The following is a 23,764-nucleotide window of genomic DNA, read 5'->3' as shown; positions in this document are numbered from 1 at the left end:
AACAAATACGACTTTGAACATGAACTTACGTTGTTTACTCATCGATGACGAACCCCACGCGCTGGAAATCATCGAATCCTACATCGAACTGGTCGATGGGCTGGAGATTGTCGGCAAATGCCACAATGCCGTTCAGGCTTTCAGTATGCTGCAATCGACGCCGGTCGATCTGCTTTTTCTGGACATCAAAATGCCCCGGCTCACCGGCACCGATTTTCTGCGGAGCCTGCGAAATCCCCCCAAAGTGATCTTTACGACGGCCTACCGCGAATACGCCCTCGACGGGTTTGATCTGGATGTGGTCGATTATCTGCTGAAACCGGTTCCGTTCGAGCGGTTTTTGCGGGCGGTTTCCAAAGTGATGCGCCTGGAGCCGCTGGCGGTTTCCACCCTGGTTCCCGGGCCGGATCAGCCGCCGGCTGAGAAAGAACTGGTGCCATCGGAGCGCGATGCCTTTCTGTATTTCCGGGCCGACCGCAAAATGGTGAAGGTGTACACGAAAGATATTCTGTACGTCGAAAGCCTGAAAGATTACATTAAAATCATCACCGGCACGGCCAAACCGCTGGTGGTCAAACAGGCCATCAGTTCGGTGGAATCCATGCTGCCGGGTCGCGATTTTCTGCGCATTCACCGCTCCTTCATTGTGGCCGTCGACAAAATTTCAGCCTGGTCGCCCAGTCACATCGAGGTCGCCGGACAGGAACTCCCGATCGGGCGTCTGCATCAGAAAGATGTTGGCAAAGTGCTGAAGATGGAGGTGTAGCGCGAAAAAAGCAAACCGGCGTAGGGGGAAGCGTCCGTTGAGGGGTCTGGATTCAAACGACTATAACCTCAACTGACACTGTATGAAAACGAGAATCGCAGCGATTGCCGGTATGCTGATGTGGGCCACAACGGCCTGTGACCAGGAAAACCTAGTGGCGCCGGAATCGTTGCCGCAAAATGCCAGAACGTTTATAACCACCCATTTTCCGCAGGAAACCGTTGTGCAGGTCGTCAGAGACCGCGACGGACTCACGACCAGTTTCGACGTTATTCTGAGCAACGGTTTTGATCTGGATTTCACCAGATCCGGCGAATGTACGCAGGTGGACGGAAAGAATAGAACCATCCCCGATGCCGTCATCAACCCCGACAAAATCCGCACTTACGTCCAAACGAACTTCTCCCAGCACACCATCGTGAGCTGGGAGAAGGACAAAAACGACCGCGACCGGTACAGCGTGGAGCTATCGAACGGACTGGATCTGAATTTCGATAAGGACGGCACGTTCCTGCGGATCGACGATTAATTGGTCGTGCCGGTTTTCAGGTACTTTTCCAGGTATTCCGTATACTGTTGGTGCAGCAGGAGCGAGGTGGTGCCGTTGTAGGCGACGCCGTGGGCTCCCGGTGGATAAATGCGCAGGTCGGCGTCTTTGCCGGCGTCTTCCAGCGCATTCATCAGCTGCATGGTGTTCCGGACGTGCACGTTCTCGTCCATCGTGGAATGGGCCACGAACATCTTGCCCTGCAAATCCTTGGCCTTCGGCGAAACCGCGCTTTGCCCATATTTCGCTTCGTTTTCGGGCAACAAACCCATGTAGCGTTCCGTGTAAATGCTGTCGTACAGCCGCCAGTCGGTGACCGGAGCACCCACCAGCGAAACTTTGAAAATACCGGGATGGGCCAGCATCGTGTAGCTGCTCATGTAACCGCCGTAGCTGTGGCCTTTGATGGCCATCCGGCTCGCATCCACCCACGGCAGCGTGGCCAAATGGCGGGCGGTTTCCACAAAATCCCGGCTTTCGTACTGGCCTAACTTTTCGTAGACCACTTTTTCGAATGCATACCCGTAGCCTCCGCTGCCCCGGTTATTAACACTGACAACCACGTAGCCCTGCTGCGCCATAAACTGATGCCATCCCGACGTACTAAACTCATTATAAACCGATTGTGCTCCGGGTCCGCCGTAAATGTCAATTAAAACCGGGTGTTTTTTCGTGGCGTCGAACGGGATCGGTTTGATGATCGAGATGTCGATTTTCTGGCCGTCAGAGGTCGTGAAGTTGCTCAGTTCCTTCGGGGAGTAGGAATACGTGCCCACAAACTGCGTTACGCTGGTGTTTGCCTCCAACACTTTCAGCGATTTGCCTTTGGTGTCGAACAACTCCACGCGCAAGGGCGTCGTGGCATTCGAAAACCGGTCGATGTAATACTGGCTCCCGGGCGAGAAATCAATTTTATGACGCCCCGGTGCCTGGCTCAGCTTCTGTTTGTTTTTGCCGTCGAAATCAACCACGTACAACTGCCGGTCGAGGGGTGATTGTTCGGTCGAGGTGTAGTAGATTTTCCGGTTTTTGGCGTCGACGTTGTGCACAAAAACCACTTCCCAACGGCCTTTCGTTACCTGGTTGACCAGTTTGCCCGTGTAATCGTAGCGGTAGATATGGGCAAATCCATCGCGCTCCGAAACCCAGAAAAATTCCTGCGAGTTGGCCGGGAAATAAAAGTAGTGCATGATTCCGGCGAAAAAATCGAATACATCCACCCAGGCCTTGTTCGTTTCCTCCATGATCTGCTTCGCGTCGCCGGTGCGGGCGTTGGTCATAAACAGCTTCAGGTGGTTTTGCTTGCGGTTCAGGTGAACAACCGCCAATTGGCCTTCCTGCGAGGTCCAGTAGATGCGCGGCAGGTACCCATCGCCCAGGTCTATTTTCATCCACTGGGTTTTGGGGTTGGTCAGCTCCACCACGCCGATGCGGGCGGTCGGGTTTTTGTCGCCCACGCGCGGGTAGGGGAGTTTCACAAAATCCTCATCAAAGCCCTTGTAGTCGGTCATGGCGTAAATCGGAACCTGCCGCTCGTCGATTTGCCAGAACGCGATAAACTTGCTGTCGGGCGACCATTCCCAGGCTTGCGCCAGGCCAAATTCTTCTTCGTAAGCCCAGCCAAACCGCCCGTTGTAGAAATACGGAGCTGCGTCGTTCGTCAGTTGGGTTTCTTTCTGGGTCGCAAAATCAAAAACAAAGAGGTTGCCGCCCCGCTCGTAACCAATTTTGGAACCGTCGGGCGACAGTTCGGCGGTTTGCGCATCTTTGGCCACCAACGTCAGGTTCTTGGCGGCTACCGAATAGACGTAATAATCCGAAAGGCCCGAACGGCGCCAGACCGGGCGAAAGTTGCTTTGAAACAGGAGGTTTTTGGAGTCTTTCGACCACTGGAAGGATTCGTAAGAGAACGGCTGGTCAGTGCCGGGAAACGTCAGGGTGGACCCGTTGAAAACCACTTCTTCGCGCTGGTCTTTGGGCGAATACGATTTGATCACGCCTTTGTCGATGAACGAAAACCGGGTGCCGCCGTCAATCCAGTTGACGCTGGCCGGCCCCTGCGATCCCGCCAGTTTTCCGGTGGCCGCCAGAGCCTGCTGCAAATTTTGAAACGATTGTTTCGGTTGGGCAAAAACCGCCGTGTGGACAACCAGGAAAAAGACGAAGCGGTATAAAGAAAGGTGATGAGTCATGAAAACCGTTTGCTTGAAGTGTCGTCAAATTTAACGAAAAAACCGGACCTGATCGTGCGCTACCGGCTGATGACCAGATCGTGTTTGGTCAAAAGCCCCGGCAGGTTGTGCAGCGAGAATTTTGCTTTTTTGATCTTGTTCGTGTCCGGGTTCAGTTCCAGGTTATAGGAAGTAGAAAAATCGGCCTGAACCAGGTTGTTGTCTTCGAACCGGGCCAGCTCCAGATTGCATTCTTTGAATTTAGCCCCGGGCAGGTCGCATTTCAGGAAGTGGGTTTCCTTGAGCGAACAGTCGATGAACTGGGCTTTTTTGAGCTTCCGATTCAGAAAAACCGCATGGTCGAGCTGGCATTTCTGAAAATCAGCGTGGAAGCTGAACGCATTACAGGGGCCGAAATCAACGTACGCCAGTTTGCAGTGGACGAACAGAACGTCCTGGAGCTGCGTATTTTTTAATTCAATTCTCGTCAGATCGCAGTTTTCAAACCGGCAATTGATCAAGTTTGCGCCGGAAAACACCGCTTCGGGCAAACTAAGTTTTCGGAACGTGCATTGTTCAAAAGTGTGCCCCACCCACGCATTGAGCGGGGTTTCACTGGCATCAAAAAGCTGGTTGTAATAGTCCATCGGTGGTTGTGCGTTGGCTGCAAAATTACCCGGTATTCTACTGGGGAGGAAGCATCCGGTAAATCTTTTGAACCAGGCACTAAAGCGCAGGGTGTTTTTTGTGAAACTCCGTCGCGTCCTGATAGTGTTTGGCCACCGCCAGCAGCCGCCCTTCGTCGAACAATTGACCCATGAACGTAATGCTGGTGGGCAGGCCTTTGGGCGTAAAACCGTTCGGAAGTGCCACGCACGGATGCCCGGTCAGGTTGGTCAGGGTCAGGTTGGCGTTGCCAAACGTGGGCGTGATGTACACATCAAACCCTTTCATGGTTTTCGCCATTTCGTTGATCAGCCGGGTCCGGATGCGGTTGGCCTGAATGTATTCAACGGCGGGAATAAACCGGGCCGAACGGAAGGCATTCGGCCAGGCGCTCCTGACCTGGCGCACCAGTTGATCGTCCTGCCCCGAACGGGTCAGCTCATCAAAAGCAGCCGCGGCTTCGGCGCTCAGAATCAGATTCATCCGGCCCACCGGAATGTCGGGCAACTCGAACGGGATTAATTCCGCACCCAGCTTGCGAAGGGTTTTAAGGGTGGCTTCGTCGGTGGCTTTGGTCGGGCGGTCTTCGTCAAACGCTTTTTTCAGATACCCGATTCTGACGCCTTTCAGCGAGCTCAGCGGAGCGTACCGAAACGGAGCGGCAAAAACCGTTGGGTCGAGTCCGTCGGGGCCGTAAATCGCGTTGAAAACCAAGGCACAATCTTCGACCGAGCGGCACATCGGCCCGATTTTGTCCATCGACCAGCTCAGCGCCATCGCACCGTAGCGGCTCACCCGGCCGTAGGTGGGACGCAAACCGGTGACGCCATTGACGGTGGCAGGTGAGACGATGGAGCCCAGCGTTTCGGTGCCGATTGCAAAAGGCAGGAGCCCGGCCGATACGCTCGAACCCGAACCCGCCGACGATCCGCTGGAACCGGTGGAGGGGTCCCAGGGATTCCGGGTTTTGCCACCAAACCAGACGTCGCCCATCGCCAGTTCGCCCATCGTTAACTTGGCGCACAAAACCGCCCCGGCTTTTTCGAGCCGTTGGACGATGGTCGCGTCGTAATCCAGCGTCTGATTTTTGTACGGCACGGAGCCCCAGGTGGTTTTGTAACCTCTGCGGGCAAACAAGTCCTTGGCTCCGTAGGGAATCCCGTGCAGTGGTCCCCGGTATTTCCCGGCTTTTAATTCGGCGTCGGCCTGCTGCGCCTGTTTCAACGCCAGCTCGTCGGTCAGCGTGACGACACACAGCAGTTTCTCGTTGTAGGTTTTCAGCCGTTCGAGAAAAAATTTGGTCAGCTCAACCGAACTGATCTGGCGCGTCCGGATCAGTTCGCCCAATTGAGCCACCGAATAGTACGCCAGGGCGTTGCGGTCGGCCGGAAGGGTCGTTTTTCCAACCGGGCTGGCTTTGAAGGACGGCGCGCCCTGCGGCACTTTAAAACCGGATGGTAACGGGCTGAAATACAGCGCCGGAGCAATGTCGTTTGTCAGTTCGATTTTTCGGAGCGCTTCGTAATTGCTGCGGTAGTTGTTTAGATTGCTCAGCATCGAATCGCGTTCTGCCGGGCTGAATTCCAGGCCAAAAACCCGGGAAGCCGCATCGACCAGGTCGGCCGTCAGCGGTTTTTTCGGTTCGTCGTCGGTGATGAAGGCGCCGGCCAGAAAACTCAGTGCGCAGGCGGCAGGAAGGAACAGTTTTTTCATTTTCGTAGGTACGGAAAAAACCGGGGAATTACAACGCCCGCTGGCGGAAGCGTTCGTGCAGGTGCACCACCTGCGGAATCAGCAACTGGGTTTCGTCGTTATACACCACATAATCGGCCATTTGAAGGCGCTCTTCGTTGCTCATTTGCCGGCTGATGATGTTTTTGATCTCCTGTTCCGTCCGGTGCGGATCGCGTTTCCGGATGCGCTGGATGCGGAGTTCCAGCGGAGCATGAACCACAATGAGCTTGTCGAGCCTGTTCCCCTCTTCGCCAGCCGCCCGCAGTAAAGCCGCTTCCTTAATGACATACGGTTTTTCCGCGTGGCCCGCAACCCAACGTTCGGTGTCGGCGTAGACCCGGGGATGGATCAGGGCATTCAATTGATGCAGCAGGTCCGGCTGGCTGAACACCTGAGCCGCTACCCACGACCGATTATACCGTCCGCTCGGGTCATAGGCTTCAGGACCCAATAAGCGGGTAACATCGGCTTTCAGGATTGCGTCGTTGTCAACCAGCCATTTGGCGCGCTCGTCGGCGAAATAAACGGGAATACCAAAGGCTTCAAATAGTTGGCAAACCGTCGTTTTGCCGGCACCGATTCCGCCCGTGACGCCAATCAGCAGCGGTTTTTTCAGCGACTGATTCATTTTTTACGGGACGATTTGGATTTCTTGCCGGATTTAGCCGGTTTTTCCACGTTGGCCGGTTGCACGGGTGTCGGAGCGGGTGGCGGAGGAAGGGGCTGCAACAATTCGGCGACCTCGAAACTAACCAGAACCTGGTCGGCACTCGCCCGAATGAGCGGGTGACGGGGGATGGGCAGCCGCAATTCTTCGTCGTAGCTGAGCGCCAGCCGCCGGGCCGGAATCTTGACGTTGATCGTGTCGGGCATCGCGCGCAGCAAGCGGGCCGGGCCTTCAAACCGGATGGTGCGGGGCGACACATTGATCAGGCTGGACACCACCATCTGCTCGGCCAGATCAATACCCGCGCTATCGACAATCACCGGAACGTCCTGAGCCGCCAGCCGGTCAAAATTCAGCTCGAGCGTATCACCCGCCACAAAATTGACCCGCACATCCTTGGCGTGATCGGTTAGCAAAGCCGCCAGCGAAGCGGTATTGATAAACCGGGTTTGCAGCGGGCGATTGACCGGGTAATGAATGGGTTGCGACCGAAAGGGCAGCCACGATTTCCGGAAGAGTTTCCAGCCGTTGCCGGAGATGCTGACGGTAACGGTTTTGGGCAAGGGAGACGTGGGGACGTACAGCTTCTGGTTGTATACGAATTCAATCGGATACTGCACGCTGACGGTATAGTTGTTTTTATTGAGTGCGTTCAGCAACCAGATGACAGCAGCCGCCAGCAGACACAAAAGCAGCGTCGGCAGTTGAACAGGGCGGGATTGGGCAGTGGTTAACGGCACAAGAAAAATAAATGATGAATGATGGAGGATGAACGAAGAATGAGCTGATGCCGCGCAATTAACTCCGCGGGCGGACCCGTCATCGTTCATCCTCCATCATTCATCATTTTGTTTAAATGAACTAGGACGCGATTTTGACCGTGGCTTCGCGGGAAATGGCGGTTTTTTCAAACGTTAGTTTCAGTCCTTTATCGACTTCCAGCGTAACCGTATTGCCTTCGACGGCGTAGATTTTTCCGTGTAACCCACCAATTGTTACCACGCCGTCTCCTTTCTTCAGGTTCTCGATAAAACTTTTCTGGTCCTTCTGCTTCTTTTGCTGCGGACGGATCATGAAAAAGTAAAACACTACAAAAATACCGACCCACAAAACAATGTTCCAGACCATGGAATTGGACGAGCCAGCCGGTGCCTGCACTAAAACAGAAAGGAAAGTCATGTTGACAACTAGGGGTTAAAATGTAAAGTCTGATGGTTCAGCAAGCAGCGCTAAAACCGGGTTGGCTTATTGGACGGCGCTGGTGCGGGCTGAGTCGGCCCGCGGGTTGACCATCACCCGAAAGGCCAGTTCGGTGTAAGCCGGGTCGGTATTGGCGTAAACCGTGACGGTTTTGTTCTGAACTCCCCGTTTCCCCTGGCTGTTGAACAGCACCCGGATCGACCCTTCCTGACCGGGTTCAATCGGTTTTTTGGGCCATTCGGGGGTTGTGCAACCGCAGGAGGTTTGGATGTTGTTGATGATCAGCGGAAACTCACCTTCGTTTTTGAATTTGAAATTCCGCGCTACGGTATCGCCTTCGGCAATGTCGCCAAAATCATAGACACCCGTGTCGGTGAAAACAATTTTGGGCATTTTGCCCGATAGTTCTTTGGTCGACTCGTTCTGAGTCTGGTTGCAGGCCACGACGCCAAGGAGGAGCGCCAGACCGATGGCAAAGTTTTTCATTCGTTTTATCGCTAAATCGTCAGGCATCGGATTCGTCAACGGCTGCTTAAGCACCCTGTTGTTTAATTTGGGCCATCAGCCGGTCGACATCTTCCAGCAATTTTTCGGCTTTTTCGCGCGCGTCGTTCACCACCCGTTGGCCTTCCGCTTTGGCAAAGCTCTCGGGCAGGGCGTCCGAATTTAGCACGTCATCCAGCAGCGAACGGAGTTGTTCGCGGTATTTCGACAAACGATACGTCAGCCGGTCGCGGGTAACGGCGCCTTTTTCCGGGGCATACAATAATCCTAAAGCGGTTCCGGTTACGCAGCCCGTCACAAAGGCGATCAAGGTTTGGCTTGTTCTGCTCATGGTTTTGTTTTGTTGTTGCCCCCGAATCGTCTGAGAGACTTCGGCCTCCGGAAAACCGGCGGATCGCCTGTTCTTTCAGCTAATTCGGGCCAAGAAACGTTATTTGTTATCCAATAAACCCCGGCCGCTTTTGCGAAGCTGGCCCGTGGTTTTCAATTTTTCCGACAAACTGTCCAGAATGCCGTTGACAAATTTGCCACTTTTTGGCGTACTGTACACTTTTGCCAGTTCAATATATTCGTTGATGGTCACTTTCACCGGAATGTTCGGAAAATTCAGCAACTCGGCCAGCGCCAGTTTCAGAATGATCTTATCCAGCTGGGCTACCCGTTCAACATCCCAGTTGGTCAATTGTTCGGCCAGCAGGGCTTCGTATTCGGCGTCGTTTTCCAACGCTTTTTTATACAGCGTTTCCAGAAATAACCGGTCTTCTTCCCAATCGTCAGTCAGTTCCGTTAATTTGATGCCTTCCGGACCCTGGACGGATTTGAGCGTTTTGATGGCCATGCTCCGAACGAGCTCGCTGTTTTCGGCCCAGCTCAGGTCGCTTTCTTCAAAATAGTTTTTGGCCGGATCCTGCTTCAGCAACACGTTCCGCAGAATATGCTGCGCCAGTTGCTGATCCTCCTCGGCGGTATGCTCGGCGGTTTCGCAGTAGGTGCGGTACAGCTCGTCTTCTTTCAGAATGTCGTTGTAGATCGAACGAATCATTTGCCGATCATCGCCCCATTCGATTTTCCGGCGAATTTTCTCGACTTCCAGCGGTTTGTACTGCTGCAAGGCCTGAATGATCCGGTTCCGGTCCAGGCCCGATTCCTTGGCAATGGTCCGGGCATCAACATCTTCGTATTTCCGAACCCGTTCCCGGTCCACCTGCGCCACGTGGGCCAGTTCGAGCAGCAGCGTCAACAGCCGGATCAGCGAGTTGTCCAGGGTCCGGACATCATCAATCAGCGCCTGAAATACCCGTTGCCGTTCCCGGGTCAAACTGTTGCGGTAATCAACCAGCGCCTGGTTGGCCGCTACCCGCACCCTGTGCGGTATTTCCTCTTCCTCCGCCGGTTTTTCGACCGTCAGTCCTTCTTCAAATAAAATCGTTGCCAACCGGCGGAATCCTTCCAATTGCTGAAGGTTTTGCACCTCCATCGAATTCAGGTCCGGCTGAAACGTTTCGGTAATCACATCGACGGCCAACTGCCGACTCGATAATTCGGATTGGCGCAGGGCGTAATAAGCCTGCATGACCTTAATCCGTAATAAACGTCTGTTTAACATTCTGTCCGGCAAGAAACAAAGAACTGGGTTCGATATTTCGAAGATTGATAATTGGGTACAAAAGTACGGAAAATAAAGGGAAAAGGGAAGGAGAGCCGGAGGGGAAGAAAAGAGAGTGGGCAAGGAAAGAGAGCCGGAAAGGGGGAAGGAAACCCCACCGGCCCGGTCATTCCTCTTATGCTTTCCGGCCCCTGCTCCATGCGTTGCAACCTTTCCAGCCGGTTTTCTGTTACCCAGCCAGAAACCCGGTTTTTACAGCTGAAAGACGTCTCCTGATTTGTGAAAGCACTCGCCCACCTCAATAAATACCTGCTAAAATACAAATGGTACCTCATCTGGGGCACCGCTTTCACGATCATTTCCAACCTGTTCGGCATTATTCCGGCCCAGTTGGTGCGGTATTCGCTCGATCTGGTCAAAGAGACCCTCGATATTTATTTTCTCTACAACGGAAACCGTCTCCAGAGCCGGTTGTACGATGTTTTTGCCTTCAGCATTTTATTCTACGGCCTGCTGATTCTGGCGATGGCGCTCCTGAAAGGTTTTTTTCTGTTTCTGGTTCGTCAAACGCTGATCGTGATGTCGCGGCACATCGAATACGATCTGAAAAATGAGATTTACCTGCACTACCAGACCCTGCCGCTGAGCTTTTTCCGGCAGCATAACACCGGCGATCTGATGGCGCGGATTTCGGAAGACGTCAGCAAAGTGCGAATGTACGTGGGGCCCTCGATCATGTACGGTTTGAATCTGATTACCTTATTTGTGCTGGTGATCACCTACATGGTGTCGATCAACGTCCGGCTGAGTTTGTATGTGTTGTTGCCGTTGCCGGTTTTGTCGGTGGCGATTTATGTGGTTAATACCGTCATTATCAAGCGTTCGGAAGAGATTCAGCGGAGTCTTTCCAATCTGTCCACCTTTGTTCAGGAAGCTTTTTCGGGAATCCGGGTGCTCAAAGCGTTTGTGCGCGAAGAAAATTCGGCGGCCAATTTCACGGTCGAAAGTGATGTTTACAAGTTCAAGTCGCTGCAACTGACGCGGGTCGATTCGCTGTTTTTTCCGCTGATCATGCTGCTCGTCGGGCTGAGCAACGTGCTGGTGGTGTATGTGGGGGGGCAGGAAATTCTGACGGGCCGGCTGACGCCGGGCAACATCATGGAATTCATTCTGTACGTCAACATGCTGACCTGGCCGGTGATGGCGCTCGGCTGGACGACCAGCCAGACCCAGCGGGCGGCCGCTTCGCAGCAACGCATCAACGAATTTCTGGCGGCCAAAACCGACCTGGTTTCCGAAAAGTCGCTCGAACGGGTAATTGAGGGCGAAGTGGAATTCCGGAACGTGCGGTTTATATACCCGGATTCGGGCATTGTCGCGATCAAAAAATTCAACCTGAACGTCAAAGCGGGCGAAACCGTTGCGATTCTGGGTACTACGGGATCGGGCAAAAGCACGCTGGCGAACCTGATCACGCGGATGTACGATCCGACGGAAGGCGAAATTCTGATCGACGGCCTGTCGTTGAAAGATTACAGCCTGACGAGCGTCCGGAAGCAGATGGGCTACGTGCCGCAGGAAGTGTTTCTGTTTTCCGAGTCCATCAGCAACAACGTCAAATTCGGGCTGCCGGAAATGCCGCAGGAAAAAGTGGAGCAGGCCGTGAAAGATGCAGATTTGTACCAGAACATTCTCAATTTTCCGGAGCAGTTTGAAACCCGGATTGGCGAGCGCGGGGTGACGTTGTCGGGCGGACAGAAGCAACGGCTTTCCATTGCCCGCGCCATTGCCCGCGATCCCAAAATCCTGATTCTGGACGACTGTCTGTCGGCGGTGGATACCAACACGGAGAACATCATTCTGAACAACCTCCACCGGATCATGGAAAACCGTACTTCCGTGGTGATTTCGCACCGGGTGTCGTCGGCCAAGCTGGCGGATAAAATCATTGTGCTGGATGAGGGCGAAATTGTTGAGCAGGGAACGCACGAAGATTTGCTGGCGGCCAACGGCGTGTACCGCGAACTCTACGAGAAGCAGTTGCAGGCCGAGGAAGTGTAACGGTTTTTTACGTAAGTTAGGAGAAATTGAAAAGCGGGCAGTATCATGACACAGACCGAGTTTATTAAAACATTCGAAACTTTTTCCGCAAAGGATCGACTCGCCATAGCCAAGAAGCTGCAAGTACGGTTGCTTGATGACCTTTTTGATGAGCTTGACGCTGAAATGCCTGATAGCGAGCTGTCAAGCGAAGAAATTCAGGAAGAGATCAACGCATACCGGCATGAAAAAAGGCAAAAAGCTCAAAATCGTTCTTGATGCAAACTGGTATATTTCGGCTTGTATAAGCCGAAAATCACGCCGGACGGTTTAGTATGAAATTCTGAAAAGCCCTCATTTACAAGTTTATTACTCTTCCGAACGGATCGCCGAATTTGATGCGGTTATCAATCGCCCCAAATTCACGAAATTTGTCAATCCCAGACACGTCAACCGGTTTAAAAGTATTGCCTTCCAATTTCTGAAACAGACGGCTATCGGCGTTGTACCAACGATTGTTCGGGATGCAGATGATAACTATCTACTCGGAATCTGTGCAGGCTGTCAGGCTGATTTTTTGATTACTGGCGATCAGGATTTATTGGTTTTAGGGCGTTACGGAGAAACAAAAATTGTAACGATGAGCCACTTTCTTCACTCAGGAGCAAGGACGTAAAGTACGTTGTGGAACTGACCGGAATGAGGTTAACCTCACCGAATTTCCATCTTCTCCAGACCGGCCAGATAGCTCTCGTCCACAGTGGCCCCAAGGCCCGGTTCAGTGGGTAGTTCGATTTCGTAACCGTGGTAGGTGACTCCGCCCAAAACCGGGTTGCTGGCGTGTTCGAAGGGCGCATCCAGATCGTAGAACCGGACGTTGCGCCGGGCGGAGGCAAAATGCGCTTTGGCCGTAATGGCCAGGCGCGACTCCGACATGCAGCCAATCATGCACGGAATACCGGCTGCTTCGGCAATGGCGTTGATTTTCTGAGCGTTAAAAATTCCTCCGCTTTTGGAAAGCTTGATGTTGAAGTAATCGACGGCATCGTCCTGGGCCAGGCGCAAGGCATCCCGGGGGCTGAACAGCGACTCGTCAGCCATTATGGGCACGCTGGTGTGTTGTCGCAGGCGCTTCAGATCGGCGATGGCCCAGTGTTTTACCGGTTGCTCGCAATATTCGATGTTCCAGTCCTGAATGGTTTTCAGAACGGTACGGGCGGTAACATAATCCCAGCCCTGGTTGGCGTCCGTCCGGATCGGAATGGCATCGCCGACCGCTTCCCGAATTGCTTCCACGCGCCGGATGTCGTCGCGCTGGTTGGTGCCCAGTTTGACTTTGATCGCCAAACCGCCCTGCTCCTTAATCCGAATCGCGTCGGTCGCCATGCGTTCCGGCGTGTTGATATAAATCGTTTCGTCGGTTACCAGTGAAAACCGCTCCCCGCCCAGAAAAGCGTAAAGCGGCAACCGGGCTGCCTGGGAAGCCAGGTCGTACAACGCCATATCAAACGCACTTTTGATCGTCGGATTATTGGGCAGGTAAGCGTCCAGCCGGTTCAGATTTCCCTCCGTATCCAGCGCATTTCGCCCGATGAGCAGCCGGGCAAAATCCTGAGCGGCCGCAAAACCGGTTTCCTGCGTTTCGCCCACAATCATCCAGAACGGCGATCCTTCTCCCCAGCCGATCAGTCCGTCGGCATGAATCCGGATGAGCAGATTCCGGGCATTGTCAATGGTGCCCAGCGAAATCGCAATCGGAGCCTTGAGCGGAATGTTGTACTTGAAAATCTCGATCCGGGTGATGTTCATCAGTTCGGGAATTGCGATTTATCCAGACCCGGAATGATCCGCAGGGCGTTTTTGTAATAAACTTTTTTCAAAACGTCGTCCGGCAGCGCCATGCCGTACATGCGCCAGAACGCGTGGTATTTTTTGTGGTACGGGAAATATTCGTCGTCGGTTTCCAGTACGCGGAAATAAGTGGCGTATTCCGACGGAACCCAACTGTCTTTCCCGAACAGAATCCGGTCCTGGTATTTTTCGAAGAACTTCCGGGACGCCCGGGGCTGGCGACCGAGTTCGGCAATGACGGCACCCAGCTCCACGTTCATGTTGGGAAAAACCGTCATCAGGCTGTCCAGTTTAACCAGATCGTTCGGGTACCACCCCATGTGCGCATTGATGAATGCGGTTTTCGGATGCTTCCGGAACACATTATGTTGTTCGGCAATCAGTTGTTCGAACGAAACCGGGTTGGTATCGGAGCGTTTGCGGCCGGGGTGGGTTTTGAGTTCGAGCCAGCGCTCGTTGAAGCGGTCCATCGGGTCCCAGAACGGTTTAGGGTCGGCCGTATGAATCAAAACCGGAATGCCCAACTGGCCGCATTTGGCCCAGATCGGGTCAAGGCGCGGATCGTCGACGCGAACGCGGTTGCCTTTGGTATCCTTCACGTTGAATCCCAGACTCTTGTAAATCTTTAGCCCTTTCGCCCCTTTCTTCACATCCTCTTCCAGTAGTTTTACCGCCTGTTCCGTCCAGCCCGGTTCGCCCAGATTCGCGAAATTGATGTTGGTGAAAATCGCCAGCCGTTTCGGTTCGGTTTTCTGAATATTGGAGAGTGCTTTATCCAGAAACGTGGTGCTTTCGGCCACGTTCGAGGTAAAACCACGGCCGCTCAGATTGACCATGATGCCCATGTTCAGGCTGTCCATCTGCGTAACCAGTTTCCGCAAATCGGTGCCGTCCATGTTATACTGGTGGTTGTGAACGTCGATGAAGGGGTATTTGGCGCGGTTCAGGTGGTGTTCCGGCGTCTTGAGGGTCGAAACCGGTTCGTATTCTTCAAAATCAATCGGGCCGTTGGCGGTTGCCACTTTGGGTTGGGCGTGGGCCGCAGTCAGCGCCAGCAGAAAACCCGCGAAAAAGGATGCATTTCGGAGAGATGCCATCATAATTTAAGTAGATAAAGCACTGAAAATAAACTAACTCCGTTGGTCAGGAATGGATCAGGGCAACGCAAAAAGCCGCAATACCTTCCTGACGACCCACAAATCCCATGTGTTCGGAAGTGGTGGCTTTAATCGAAATATCGTCTTCCGGCACCTGCATGACGCCCGATAAACAGGTTTTCATCGCCGGAATATGCGGATTCAGCTTCGGTTCCTCCAACACCACCGTTACATCGACGTTCGAGACTTCATAGCCTTTTTCGCGAATCATCTTCATGACTTCGGCCAGCAGGAGCTTGCTGTCAACGCCTTTCCAGCGTGGGTCTTTGTCCGAAAAATGATAGCCGATGTTGCGCAGATTGGCCGCGCCCAGCAGCGCATCACACAGGACGTGACACACCACATCGGCGTCGGAATGGCCTTTGGCACCGTGCGTGTGCGGAATCAGAATGCCGCCGAGCCAGAACTCCCGGCCTTCAACCAACTGATGCACATCGTATCCTTGTCCTACGCGGATTTTCATAAATGTTTGATTACACAGTTCCGGTTTTACGCGACCCGACCTACGCGGCCCGATAGTACAACGTGGAACGGTTTTCTTTCCGGAGCAGGTTCTGGGCCGTCGCCTGAATCGCATCCGGCGTTACGGCCTGCAGACGTTCTGCTTCCTGATTCACCCAGTCGGCATTGCCCGCGTTGGCAGCGTAGGCCAGATTGATGGCGCGGTTCAGCAATTCCACTTCGGAGAAAGCCAGCGTCGATTCGGCCTGATTCTTTACTTTGGCCAGTTCTTCTTCGGGCATTGGTTGGTTCATCACCTCATCCAGAATGGATTCAATGGCTGCATCGGCCTCTTCCAGCGACACGCCCTGGTTCAGCGATCCGCTCACCACGAGCAAACCGGGGTCGAGCGATCCGCTCACATGCGCCGAAATACCGGTAAAAAGCGCCTGTTCCTTCAACAGCTTCTGGTACAAGCGGGACGATTTACCCCGGCCCAGCACATCGCCCAGCAAATCGGCCTGGTAATACCCATCGGTAAAACGGCCCGGCATGTGATAAACTTTATAGAGCGCATTCAGCGGCACCTCGGCGACGGTTTCCAGAAACCGGGCTTCCGTCTGTACGGGTTCCTGGGGCAGGTTGCGAACCGGCGGTTTTCCCATCGGAATGGGCGAAAACCATTTTTTACACAATTGCTTGACCTGCTCCAGCGTGACATTCCCGGCCACGACCAGGGTGGCGTTGTTGGGTACGTAATGCGTATAAAAAAAGTGCCGGACGTCGTCGAGCGTGGCGTTTTCGATGTGGCTGATGTCTTTGCCAATGGTGGCCCACCGATACGGATGCACGGTATAAGCCAGCGGACGGAGTTTGAGCCAGACGTCGCCGTAGGGCTGGTTGAGATACCGTTGTTTAAATTCCTCAATCACCACTTTTTGCTGGACCTCCAGCACCGTCGGGTCGAACGACAGGCCGAGCATCCGGTCCGATTCGAGCCAGAAGGCGGTTTCCAGGTTGGCCGACGGCAGCGTAATGTAGTAGTTGGTGATATCGGGCGAGGTGAACGCGTTGTTTTCGCCCCCCACTTTTTGCAGCGGTTCGTCGTAAACCGGAATGTTCTGAGAACCACCAAACATCAGGTGCTCGAACAGGTGCGCAAAGCCGGTTTTTCCCGAATCTTCATCGCGCGACCCGACATTGTACAAAATATTGACCGTCGCCATCGGGCTGGTCGGATCTTCGTGAACGTAGACCTTCAAGCCGTTATCTAATACAAAGTGCTCAAATTGAATCATGGCAAACTTTTTCGGTGGGGGTGTCGTTAGGCGTTTTGAGAACAAACAAAAGTAAGGGTCAAATCCTTTTCTTCAAAAAGGAACATTCCCCATTGCTTGTCAACACACCATCTCATGAAAAAATTCTGCGTATTCCTCTTTCTTCTGGCCCCGCTGCTGGGACGGGCGCAACTTCTCGACGATGCTGGTATTCAGCAGGTTATTTTAAAAGCGACCGACAAGATTTACAATTACGAATTCGAGGAAGCCGAGGAATACATCCGGGCGGTGAAAGCCAAATACCCCCAGCATCCGGTGGTGCCGGTTATGAAAGCCATTCAACTTTACTGGCAGTATTTGCCCCTGCACGAAAATAAGACCGCTACGACCCAGTATATGAGCTACCTGAATCAGGGCATTGCGTTGTCGAAGAAGCTGCTGGAACGGAATGAAAACGATCCGGAAGGCGTCTTTTTTTCGCTGGCGTCGCACGGCTACCTGGCAATGAAGTATCATTATGATAACGAGATGATGAAGGCCGTGGGCGAAGCGCAGAAAGCCTACAGCTACCTGCGGAAGGGCTTTAAACTGATGGAAAAAAATCCGGAATTTTATTTCTCAACCGGCCTGTACAATTATTACATCGAGCGGTATCCGATGGACCATTCCATGGCCAAACCGCTCCTGATTTTTTTCCAGAGTGGCGACATGGCGCTCGGCATCCGGCAGATGGAAACCGCCATTCGGCGGGGGATTTTCACCCGCACCGAAACGGCGATTTACCTGGGACACATTTACCTGGAACACGAAAGCCAACCGGCCAAAGCCGCTAACGTGATGAAACCGCTGGCGGACAAATACCCGCAGAACCCCCTTTTCAACCTCGGCACCGCCGAATCGCTGATGCAGGCCGGCCGCTACCGCGAAGCGCAGCTTTACGTCGAACGGCTTGAGAAGTTTCCCCAGAAGTTTCTGGCGATGCCGGTGAAGGTGATGCAGGGAATGGCGGAAGAAAAGCTGAACGGAAACCTTAAAGCAGCGGCTGAGAATTACCAGAACGCCGTCAGGATGCCGCACGACGAAGTTTTTACCAAAGAATTTGTGGCCCACGCCTACAGCGGACTGGCCCGGATTGCCGCCCAGACCGGCGACCGGAACCGGGCGAAGTCGATGTACAAAAAGGCGTTGAGCGTGGCCGGCTACAAATCGACCATCCGGGAGGCCAAGACCTATCTTAAATCCTAACCCCTTGATCAGGTGAAACGCCGGACTTTCCTGAAAGCTTCGCTGGCCGCCGGTTTTGGACCTTTGGTAAAGCCCAAACCGTTGCTCAACACGGTTACGGGACCGGTCCGGGTATCGGCGCTGGGTTTGACGCTCATCCACGAACACATACTGGTCGATTTCATTGGGGCCGACAAAAGTAATGCTGACCGCTGGAAACGCCCCGACGTGGTGGCCAAAATGCTGCCGTATTTGCAGACCTTGCACCAACTGGGCGTTCGGACGCTGGTGGAATGCACACCGGCGTATTTGGGCCGGGACCCGTTTTTGCTGAAGGAGTTATCCGAAAAAACCGGTATCCGGATTTTGACCAATACCGGGTATTACGGTGCCAGTAACAACAAATACCTGCCCGCCCATGCCCTGACCGAAACCGCCGACCAACTGGCCGACCGCTGGGTGGCGGAGTTTGAGCACGGTATTGCCGGAACCGGCATCCGACCCGCTTTTCTGAAAATTGGCGTCAATCCCGGCCCGCTGTCCGAACTGCACCGCAAACTGATCACGGCGGCTGCCCGAACGCACAAGCGGACCGGTCTGCCCATCTGCTCGCATACGGGGCCGTATGTCCCGGCTTTTGAGCAGCTTGATGTGCTGAAACAGGAGGGCGTCGATCCGGCGGCTTTCGTGTGGGTGCACGCGCAGGGACAAAACATGGTGCATTATGCCCGCGCCGTTCGCGAAGGAGCCTGGGTGAGTCTGGACGGTCTGGACGCTACCAACGTCGGGCAGTACGTCGAAAATTTGTTGCTAATGAAAGAAAACCGGCTGCTCCACCGGACGCTGCTTTCCCACGATGCCGGTTGGTACGATCCGGCCCAGCCGGCTGGTGGCCCGATTGGCCGCGACTACACGGTTTTGTTTACCCAACTCAGGCCGGAGCTAAACCGGAGAGGCTTCACCAAAAAAGACTGGAAGCAAATTCTGGTCGAAAATCCGGCGGAAGCCTTTCGAATAAAGCGGGACGAACTGTGAGTGATGAACTCAATAATCAACGTCCAGGCCCAAGGTTCGTTTCAACTCCAGCAGCGCCGGGTTTTTCTCGGCCAGGTAATTGAATTTGTCCTGCGGGGTGTAGATCATCCGGCGGCTTTCCTGCACGGCAACCGTCGATTCCAGCTGAATATGGCTATTTTGTAGCTCCTGCCGAAGATAGGTCAGTAAATCCTGCCGCAAATCATTGAGCAGGTTAGCCTGCAACGAATTGTCGAGGGCAATGTGGATGGTTTTGTCATCAAGAATAAACTCCCGGTTGAGCATCACCTGTTCCGTTTGCGAACCGCCCTGCTGATCGCGCAGGCGTGTAAACGTGCTCCAGGCGGCTTTTAATTGCTCAAAAATGAACGGTTTGTCCATTTTAGGTAATTCGGGAACCTCCAAAACCGCCGAGGCATTGGCAGAGTCCGCAACCGACGCGGGCCGGTTGATCGACGCCAGATTGGCGGTCGTTCGTAACCGGCTGCCGACCGGTTTCGGAATTTCGGCCACCACCGGAGCGCGCTCGGGGGCGGTTTTTACCGACCCGTTGCCGTTGGGCTGCGGATGATAGCCATTGGTGGGTTCGCTGGTGTGCGCCGGAATCAGGGCGGGCTCGTCCGGAGTCGTCAGGGAGTTACGATCGGCTGAGCTGTCCTTTTTTTTTTCGACCCGCTCGATTTCCGGGGGTGCTTTTCTATCCGAATCTCCGGCCAGAACCGGTATCGCGGACACCTCCAGCACATTCGGTAAATGGGCCAGCTTCATCAGGCAGACCTCCACGTGAAGCCGCTGATTTTTAGCGGCTTTATAATTCAGATCGCATTGAGCGCCCACGCTCAGCGCCGAGAGCAGAAAGCTCAGGGGCGCTTCGGCGGCCTGTTGCAGGTATTTTTGCTGAATGCTTTCGGTGACCTGCAGCAACTGAACCGTGGCGGTATCCTTGCAAACCAGCAGGTTCCGGAAGTGCTCGCTCAGACCGACAATAAACTGGTGGCCGTCGAATCCTTTCCGCAGAATTTCGTCAAACAGCAGCATACTTTGCGGCAGGTTAGCCGCCAGCAGCAGATCCGTCAGCCGGAAATAGTAATCATAATCGAGAATGTGGAGGTTTTCCAGCACCTCTTTGTAGCGCAGGGTGCGATCTTCCGAGAACGTCACATTCAGGTCAAACATCGAGAGCGCATCCCGCAAACCGCCGTCGGCTTTCTGGGCAATCAATTCCAGGGCCTCGTGTTCGGTCTGGATATTTTCTTTCCGGGCGATGTTCGCCAGGTGATCGCTGATGTCGCGCGGCTGAATCCGGTTGAAGTCGAACAGTTGGCAACGCGACAGAATCGTCGGCAGGATTTTATGCTTCTCGGTGGTCGCCAGGATAAAAATGGCGTAGGAGGGCGGTTCTTCCAGCGTTTTCAGGAAAGCGTTGAAAGCCGCCTGCGACAGCATGTGAACCTCGTCAATGATGTAAATTTTATAGTTGCCCGACTGGGGCGGATACCGCACCTGATCAATCAGGTTCCGAATGTCTTCCACGGAGTTGTTGGAAGCCGCATCCAATTCATGAATGTTGAAGGAGGCATTCTGGTTGAAGCTGACGCAGGATTCGCACTGATCGCAGGGTTCAACGGCGTCGGCCGATTTGATTTTACTCAGATTCTGGCAATTGATGGTTTTGGCCAGAATCCGGGCACAGGTGGTTTTCCCAACCCCGCGCGGCCCACAAAACAGAAACGCCTGCGCCAGGTGATTGGTCAAAATTGCATTCTTGAGAGTCGTCGTAATGTGGGCCTGCCCGACGACGGTATCGAAGGTAGCCGGGCGGTATTTTCGGGCCGAGACAACGAAGTTATCCATGGCCGCAAGTTAGCCAAAAAAACCGTGCGCCGGTGTGTCTGAAACCGGGTTGCTCAAAATTAAAATCGCTTTTTGCTCCGGTTACTGCCGCAGTCCTTTGACTGATTTTCCGAAGCAAAGCAGGGATAATGAAAGCGTATAGTGGTAGAAATCAATGGGATGGATCGGTAAATTAGTGAATTGGGTCACCCGGGTGGCCAGGGCCAGAATCATGACGGCAAGTACAATCCAGGAGGCTCGGGGGTCCCGGCGGATCACGCCCAGAAAAGCCGTCAGCAAGACGATCACCATGCCCATCGAGGGGACAACCGCCCGGAATCCGCCCACAACCGGATTCAGTAATAAAACCAGAAACAGGCCCAGCCCCAGGGCGACCGTGACCACAAAACCGTTTCGCGAGATGCGCTGCTTCAGAATGACCCCGTAAACGCCCACAATCACACAAACGACCCCCAGACTACCCGCCAGGGTTTCCAGGGAGCGATGGAACGGCACCACCTGCTGAATACCCGCAAACACCAGAATCCCGATCAGCGCCGTCAGTGAAATGGTGATGAGAAAAAGCCCCCATAAAATCCGGTTGTACCAGCTCAACCCCTGAAAATACCGCCAAAAAACCCAGATACCCGTAAATGCCAGCACGGCATCAGAAACCATATTTGATATGTTCATGCTGGAAATAACAATTTTTCAAAGAAAAAGGCAAAAAGGAAAGGAGGAGGGAAAAAGGCGGCAGGGAGGAAAGGGGGCACTTCATCGCTTTTCTCCCCTTATCCTCTCCTCCTTTCCTCCTTCCATTTTTTTCTTTACCCATTTCGCTCTACTTTTGCGCCGGTTCCAAAGGCTTATCCCTTCACACGCACAGCATAGCTTTTCATTCATCATGAGCGTATTAGTTAACAAGAATTCCAAGGTTATCGTACAGGGTTTTACGGGCTCTGAAGGTTCATTTCATGCTCAGCAGATGATCGAGTATGGCACAAACGTCGTTGGCGGGGTTACACCGGGCAAAGGCGGGCAGACGCATCTCGACCGCCCTGTTTTCAATACCGTGAAGGAAGCCGTTGAGAAAGCCGGGGCGGATGTCTCCATTATCTTTGTACCGCCGGCTTTTGCCGCTGATGCGATCATGGAAGCCGCTGATGCCGGTATCAAGGTAATCATCTGCATTACGGAGGGCATTCCGACGAAAGATATGATGGTGGCGAAATCCTACCTGCAGGACAAAGACGTTCGGCTAATCGGGCCAAACTGCCCCGGCGTGATGACGTCCGAAGAATGCAAAGTTGGAATTATGCCCGGTTTTATCTTTAAAAAAGGTACCATCGGCATTGTTTCCAAATCCGGTACGTTAACCTACGAAGCGGTTGATCAGCTCTCCAAAGTGGGACTTGGCCAAACGACGGCCATCGGTATCGGCGGTGATCCGATCATCGGCACTACCACGAAAGAAGCCGTTGAACTGCTCATGAACGATCCGGAAACGGAAGGGATCGTGATGATTGGTGAGATCGGTGGGGGCATGGAAGCCGAAGCCGCCCGCTGGATCAAGGCCGATGGAAATAAAAAACCGGTTGTCGGGTTTATTGCCGGGCAAACCGCTCCCAAAGGCCGTCGGATGGGCCACGCCGGTGCCATCATCGGGGGCGCTGACGATACCGCGGCTGCCAAAATGCGCATCATGTCCGAGTGCGGCATTCACGTAGTCGAATCACCCGCCCACATCGGTGAAACGATGCTGAAGGCGCTGGGAAAGAATTAAAAAGAAGGATGAATTATGAAGGATGAAGTATGAACCGGTTACGAATTCATCGTTCATACTTCATCCTTCATAATTATATCGTTTGTGCGGTTTTGTTTGATAGTGTCCACACTGATGCTGTGGGCGTTGGGAAGCTGGGCGCAGGGAGTCGGGCCGAATCAGCAGTTTTTTCCGGTTCATGACTTTCGCAACGACTGGCTGGTCTATGACCAGGCCTACAAATCCTACGTGCCCTTCATTGACGAGCAGCACGCGCTGGTTAGCTCCGTCAGTTTCTTCCTGGACATTGAAAGCAATCGCCGGTACAGTCTGCTGATTTCGACCCAGCAGGCCGGTTATTTGTTTATCGACGCGGCTCTCAAACGCAAGCTGAACGCCAACGAGTGGGCGGTGATGAACCTGGATAGTTTATACCGCGCCTACCGAAAACCGGAGCTTTTTCTGACGCTGCACGGGAGCGTCGGCGTTGATGATAAACAGGTCTTCATCGGCCACCTGAAATCGGCGGCCCAAAAAAACGTCGTCGCCACCGACACGCGCCTGAGCATCTTACCCCGCCGGCTTTCGGTATATGCCAATTTCTTCACGCTGAGTCTGCTGTTTATCGTTGCCATCAACGCCTACCTGTTCAATTTTCACCACCGCTCGTATCTGCGGTTTTTCAATCTGGCGGATCTGCTGTCCGTAACGGTGCGGGACGAATTGTTTCTGGTGAACCGGCCGCTGGGCCGCACGAACCTGCTCTTTTTGATGAACCTGAGTTTCATCACCGCCTATTTGTACCTGATTATTCAAAGCAAGAATATTGACCTGTTTCTGTCCCGGGCGCTGCTGCTGCGCGGGCAGGGGCTGCTCGATCTGACCCTTACTTTCTTCGAACTGAGCGGTCTGGCTTTTCTGCTGCTGCTGGCAAAATATATTTTTATTGTAACCATCGGCGGGTTGTACCGACTGGAGGAAGTGGTGAACCTGCATTTTTTCAAGGCCATCCAGTCTTCCCTCATCTTTTTCACCGCCGGAGCCATTGCCGTTGCCATTGTTGCGTCCAACACGCCCACGGGCGGCACCTGGCCGAGCCTGTGGCTGATTATTCCCTTTGTCGGTTTTTACGTGATCCGGCTTGCGTTGCTTTATGTTGTTATCGCCAACAAGGCAGTTATCAAAAATCTGTATTTATTTTCATACCTTTGCATCGTAGAATTGATCCCCCTTACCATTGGGGTACGGTTCGCCCTGTAGCCATTGCGCAAGCTTTAAACACA

Annotated in this window: 24 protein-coding genes; 9 read left to right on the top strand and 15 right to left on the bottom strand. The window is 53.6% G+C overall.

Annotated features, from left to right (window positions below; translation table 11 throughout):
* The first annotated feature begins 19 nt into the window (after positions 1-19).
* Entirely contained in the window at positions 20-766 is a 747-nt protein-coding gene (locus tag ACYVHX_RS00855; protein ID WP_460669700.1) for a LytR/AlgR family response regulator transcription factor, read from the top strand.
* Positions 767-848: 82 nt separating this feature from the next.
* Positions 849-1,295: a PepSY-like domain-containing protein gene (locus ACYVHX_RS00850; RefSeq protein ID WP_460669699.1), complete on the top strand. Its 447-nt coding sequence runs from the start codon at positions 849-851 to the stop codon at positions 1,293-1,295.
* Here the strand turns inward: ACYVHX_RS00850 and ACYVHX_RS00845 are convergent.
* The 9 genes from ACYVHX_RS00845 to nusB form a co-directional block, all read right to left on the bottom strand.
* Complete coding sequence (locus tag ACYVHX_RS00845) at positions 1,292-3,505, bottom strand: S9 family peptidase (protein ID WP_460669698.1); 2,214 nt, start codon at positions 3,503-3,505, stop codon at positions 1,292-1,294. The two genes, ACYVHX_RS00850 and ACYVHX_RS00845, sit on opposite strands and share 4 nt — an antisense overlap.
* A gap of 59 nt (positions 3,506-3,564) precedes the next feature.
* Positions 3,565-4,131, bottom strand: a complete 567-nt coding sequence (locus tag ACYVHX_RS00840) for a pentapeptide repeat-containing protein (protein WP_460669697.1) — start codon at positions 4,129-4,131, stop codon at positions 3,565-3,567.
* A gap of 79 nt (positions 4,132-4,210) precedes the next feature.
* Positions 4,211-5,863: an amidase gene (locus tag ACYVHX_RS00835; protein WP_460669696.1), complete on the bottom strand. Its 1,653-nt coding sequence runs from the start codon at positions 5,861-5,863 to the stop codon at positions 4,211-4,213.
* Positions 5,864-5,891: 28 nt separating this feature from the next.
* Positions 5,892-6,512, bottom strand: coding sequence for a dephospho-CoA kinase (coaE, locus tag ACYVHX_RS00830; protein WP_460669695.1), 621 nt, complete (start codon positions 6,510-6,512; stop codon positions 5,892-5,894).
* Positions 6,509-7,291, bottom strand: a complete 783-nt coding sequence (locus ACYVHX_RS00825; RefSeq protein ID WP_460669694.1) for a YbbR-like domain-containing protein — start codon at positions 7,289-7,291, stop codon at positions 6,509-6,511. The genes coaE and ACYVHX_RS00825 overlap by 4 nt, the downstream gene beginning before the upstream one ends.
* Positions 7,292-7,412: 121 nt before the next feature.
* Positions 7,413-7,730, bottom strand: coding sequence for a preprotein translocase subunit YajC (yajC, locus tag ACYVHX_RS00820; protein ID WP_460669693.1), 318 nt, complete (start codon positions 7,728-7,730; stop codon positions 7,413-7,415).
* A gap of 66 nt (positions 7,731-7,796) precedes the next feature.
* Positions 7,797-8,237 carry a DUF1573 domain-containing protein gene (locus ACYVHX_RS00815; RefSeq protein WP_460669692.1) on the bottom strand — a complete coding sequence of 147 codons (441 nt, stop codon included), beginning with the start codon at positions 8,235-8,237 and terminating at the stop codon, positions 7,797-7,799.
* A 46-nt stretch (positions 8,238-8,283) separates the two neighbouring features.
* Entirely contained in the window at positions 8,284-8,586 is a 303-nt protein-coding gene (locus tag ACYVHX_RS00810; RefSeq protein WP_460669691.1) for a YtxH domain-containing protein, read from the bottom strand.
* Between the two features lie 99 nt (positions 8,587-8,685).
* On the bottom strand, positions 8,686-9,861 hold the full coding sequence (gene nusB, locus ACYVHX_RS00805; protein WP_460669690.1) for a transcription antitermination factor NusB: 1,176 nt from the start codon (positions 9,859-9,861) through the stop codon (positions 8,686-8,688).
* A 279-nt stretch (positions 9,862-10,140) separates the two neighbouring features.
* Between nusB and ACYVHX_RS00800 the strand changes: the two genes are divergently transcribed.
* The 3 genes from ACYVHX_RS00800 (at position 10,141) to ACYVHX_RS00790 (ending at position 12,577) form a co-directional block, all read left to right on the top strand.
* Positions 10,141-11,922 (top strand): ABC transporter ATP-binding protein, encoded by a 1,782-nt coding sequence (locus tag ACYVHX_RS00800; RefSeq protein WP_460669689.1) that lies wholly within the window; start codon positions 10,141-10,143, stop codon positions 11,920-11,922.
* 45 nt (positions 11,923-11,967) lie between these two features.
* Positions 11,968-12,180 carry a hypothetical protein gene (locus ACYVHX_RS00795; protein ID WP_460669688.1) on the top strand — a complete coding sequence of 71 codons (213 nt, stop codon included), beginning with the start codon at positions 11,968-11,970 and terminating at the stop codon, positions 12,178-12,180.
* A gap of 61 nt (positions 12,181-12,241) precedes the next feature.
* The gene (locus ACYVHX_RS00790) at positions 12,242-12,577 is read left to right on the top strand and encodes a putative toxin-antitoxin system toxin component, PIN family (RefSeq protein WP_460670405.1); all 336 of its coding nucleotides are present in this window, start codon (positions 12,242-12,244) and stop codon (positions 12,575-12,577) included.
* A 35-nt stretch (positions 12,578-12,612) separates the two neighbouring features.
* On the opposite strand, the gene ACYVHX_RS00785 is transcribed toward ACYVHX_RS00790, so the two are convergent.
* Genes ACYVHX_RS00785 through ACYVHX_RS00770 form a run of 4 tightly spaced genes read right to left on the bottom strand, consistent with a single transcriptional unit; the run spans position 12,613 to position 16,648 of the window.
* Positions 12,613-13,710, bottom strand: a complete 1,098-nt coding sequence (locus ACYVHX_RS00785) for a dipeptide epimerase (RefSeq protein ID WP_460669687.1) — start codon at positions 13,708-13,710, stop codon at positions 12,613-12,615.
* Entirely contained in the window at positions 13,710-14,852 is a 1,143-nt protein-coding gene (locus tag ACYVHX_RS00780; protein WP_460669686.1) for an amidohydrolase family protein, read from the bottom strand. The genes ACYVHX_RS00785 and ACYVHX_RS00780 overlap by 1 nt, the downstream gene beginning before the upstream one ends.
* 43 nt (positions 14,853-14,895) lie before the next feature.
* A complete protein-coding gene (ispF, locus tag ACYVHX_RS00775) occupies positions 14,896-15,372 on the bottom strand; it encodes a 2-C-methyl-D-erythritol 2,4-cyclodiphosphate synthase (RefSeq protein ID WP_460669685.1) in 477 nt (158 codons plus the stop codon).
* A gap of 40 nt (positions 15,373-15,412) precedes the next feature.
* A complete protein-coding gene (locus tag ACYVHX_RS00770) occupies positions 15,413-16,648 on the bottom strand; it encodes a M16 family metallopeptidase (RefSeq protein WP_460669684.1) in 1,236 nt (411 codons plus the stop codon).
* A 114-nt stretch (positions 16,649-16,762) separates the two neighbouring features.
* Between ACYVHX_RS00770 and ACYVHX_RS00765 the strand changes: the two genes are divergently transcribed.
* Both ACYVHX_RS00765 and ACYVHX_RS00760 read left to right on the top strand, forming a co-directional pair.
* Complete coding sequence (locus ACYVHX_RS00765; protein WP_460669683.1) at positions 16,763-17,872, top strand: tetratricopeptide repeat protein; 1,110 nt, start codon at positions 16,763-16,765, stop codon at positions 17,870-17,872.
* 12 nt (positions 17,873-17,884) lie between these two features.
* Positions 17,885-18,886, top strand: a complete 1,002-nt coding sequence (locus tag ACYVHX_RS00760) for a phosphotriesterase family protein (protein WP_460669682.1) — start codon at positions 17,885-17,887, stop codon at positions 18,884-18,886.
* A 9-nt stretch (positions 18,887-18,895) separates the two neighbouring features.
* On the opposite strand, the gene ACYVHX_RS00755 is transcribed toward ACYVHX_RS00760, so the two are convergent.
* Both ACYVHX_RS00755 and ACYVHX_RS00750 read right to left on the bottom strand, forming a co-directional pair.
* Positions 18,896-20,740, bottom strand: coding sequence for a DNA polymerase III subunit gamma/tau (locus tag ACYVHX_RS00755; RefSeq protein ID WP_460669681.1), 1,845 nt, complete (start codon positions 20,738-20,740; stop codon positions 18,896-18,898).
* Between the two features lie 81 nt (positions 20,741-20,821).
* The gene (locus ACYVHX_RS00750; protein ID WP_460669680.1) at positions 20,822-21,412 is read right to left on the bottom strand and encodes a DUF6962 family protein; all 591 of its coding nucleotides are present in this window, start codon (positions 21,410-21,412) and stop codon (positions 20,822-20,824) included.
* Positions 21,413-21,623: 211 nt separating this feature from the next.
* On the opposite strand from ACYVHX_RS00750, the gene sucD reads away from it, so the two are divergent.
* The gene (sucD, locus tag ACYVHX_RS00745; RefSeq protein ID WP_460669679.1) at positions 21,624-22,502 is read left to right on the top strand and encodes a succinate--CoA ligase subunit alpha; all 879 of its coding nucleotides are present in this window, start codon (positions 21,624-21,626) and stop codon (positions 22,500-22,502) included.
* 114 nt (positions 22,503-22,616) lie between these two features.
* Positions 22,617-23,741 carry a DUF4271 domain-containing protein gene (locus ACYVHX_RS00740; RefSeq protein WP_460669678.1) on the top strand — a complete coding sequence of 375 codons (1,125 nt, stop codon included), beginning with the start codon at positions 22,617-22,619 and terminating at the stop codon, positions 23,739-23,741.
* Positions 23,742-23,764: the final 23 nt, after the last annotated feature.

The organism is Larkinella ripae (genome assembly GCF_054780775.1).
Note: the sequence above shows the minus strand (reverse complement) of the source record. Positions and strands in the feature narration are given on the sequence as shown.

Coding starts and splice junctions, on each gene's coding strand:
- ACYVHX_RS00855 (WP_460669700.1), top strand. CDS start 20: ATGAACTTACGTTGTTTACTCATCGATGACGAACCCCACGCGCTGGAA.
- ACYVHX_RS00850 (WP_460669699.1), top strand. CDS start 849: ATGAAAACGAGAATCGCAGCGATTGCCGGTATGCTGATGTGGGCCACA.
- ACYVHX_RS00845 (WP_460669698.1), bottom strand. CDS start 3,505: ATGACTCATCACCTTTCTTTATACCGCTTCGTCTTTTTCCTGGTTGTC.
- ACYVHX_RS00840 (WP_460669697.1), bottom strand. CDS start 4,131: ATGGACTATTACAACCAGCTTTTTGATGCCAGTGAAACCCCGCTCAAT.
- ACYVHX_RS00835 (WP_460669696.1), bottom strand. CDS start 5,863: ATGAAAAAACTGTTCCTTCCTGCCGCCTGCGCACTGAGTTTTCTGGCC.
- coaE (WP_460669695.1), bottom strand. CDS start 6,512: ATGAATCAGTCGCTGAAAAAACCGCTGCTGATTGGCGTCACGGGCGGA.
- yajC (WP_460669693.1), bottom strand. CDS start 7,730: ATGACTTTCCTTTCTGTTTTAGTGCAGGCACCGGCTGGCTCGTCCAAT.
- ACYVHX_RS00815 (WP_460669692.1), bottom strand. CDS start 8,237: ATGAAAAACTTTGCCATCGGTCTGGCGCTCCTCCTTGGCGTCGTGGCC.
- ACYVHX_RS00810 (WP_460669691.1), bottom strand. CDS start 8,586: ATGAGCAGAACAAGCCAAACCTTGATCGCCTTTGTGACGGGCTGCGTA.
- nusB (WP_460669690.1), bottom strand. CDS start 9,861: ATGTTAAACAGACGTTTATTACGGATTAAGGTCATGCAGGCTTATTAC.
- ACYVHX_RS00795 (WP_460669688.1), top strand. CDS start 11,968: ATGACACAGACCGAGTTTATTAAAACATTCGAAACTTTTTCCGCAAAG.
- ACYVHX_RS00785 (WP_460669687.1), bottom strand. CDS start 13,710: ATGAACATCACCCGGATCGAGATTTTCAAGTACAACATTCCGCTCAAG.
- ACYVHX_RS00780 (WP_460669686.1), bottom strand. CDS start 14,852: ATGATGGCATCTCTCCGAAATGCATCCTTTTTCGCGGGTTTTCTGCTG.
- ispF (WP_460669685.1), bottom strand. CDS start 15,372: ATGAAAATCCGCGTAGGACAAGGATACGATGTGCATCAGTTGGTTGAA.
- ACYVHX_RS00770 (WP_460669684.1), bottom strand. CDS start 16,648: ATGATTCAATTTGAGCACTTTGTATTAGATAACGGCTTGAAGGTCTAC.
- ACYVHX_RS00765 (WP_460669683.1), top strand. CDS start 16,763: ATGAAAAAATTCTGCGTATTCCTCTTTCTTCTGGCCCCGCTGCTGGGA.
- ACYVHX_RS00755 (WP_460669681.1), bottom strand. CDS start 20,740: ATGGATAACTTCGTTGTCTCGGCCCGAAAATACCGCCCGGCTACCTTC.
- ACYVHX_RS00750 (WP_460669680.1), bottom strand. CDS start 21,412: ATGAACATATCAAATATGGTTTCTGATGCCGTGCTGGCATTTACGGGT.
- sucD (WP_460669679.1), top strand. CDS start 21,624: ATGAGCGTATTAGTTAACAAGAATTCCAAGGTTATCGTACAGGGTTTT.
- ACYVHX_RS00740 (WP_460669678.1), top strand. CDS start 22,617: ATGCTGTGGGCGTTGGGAAGCTGGGCGCAGGGAGTCGGGCCGAATCAG.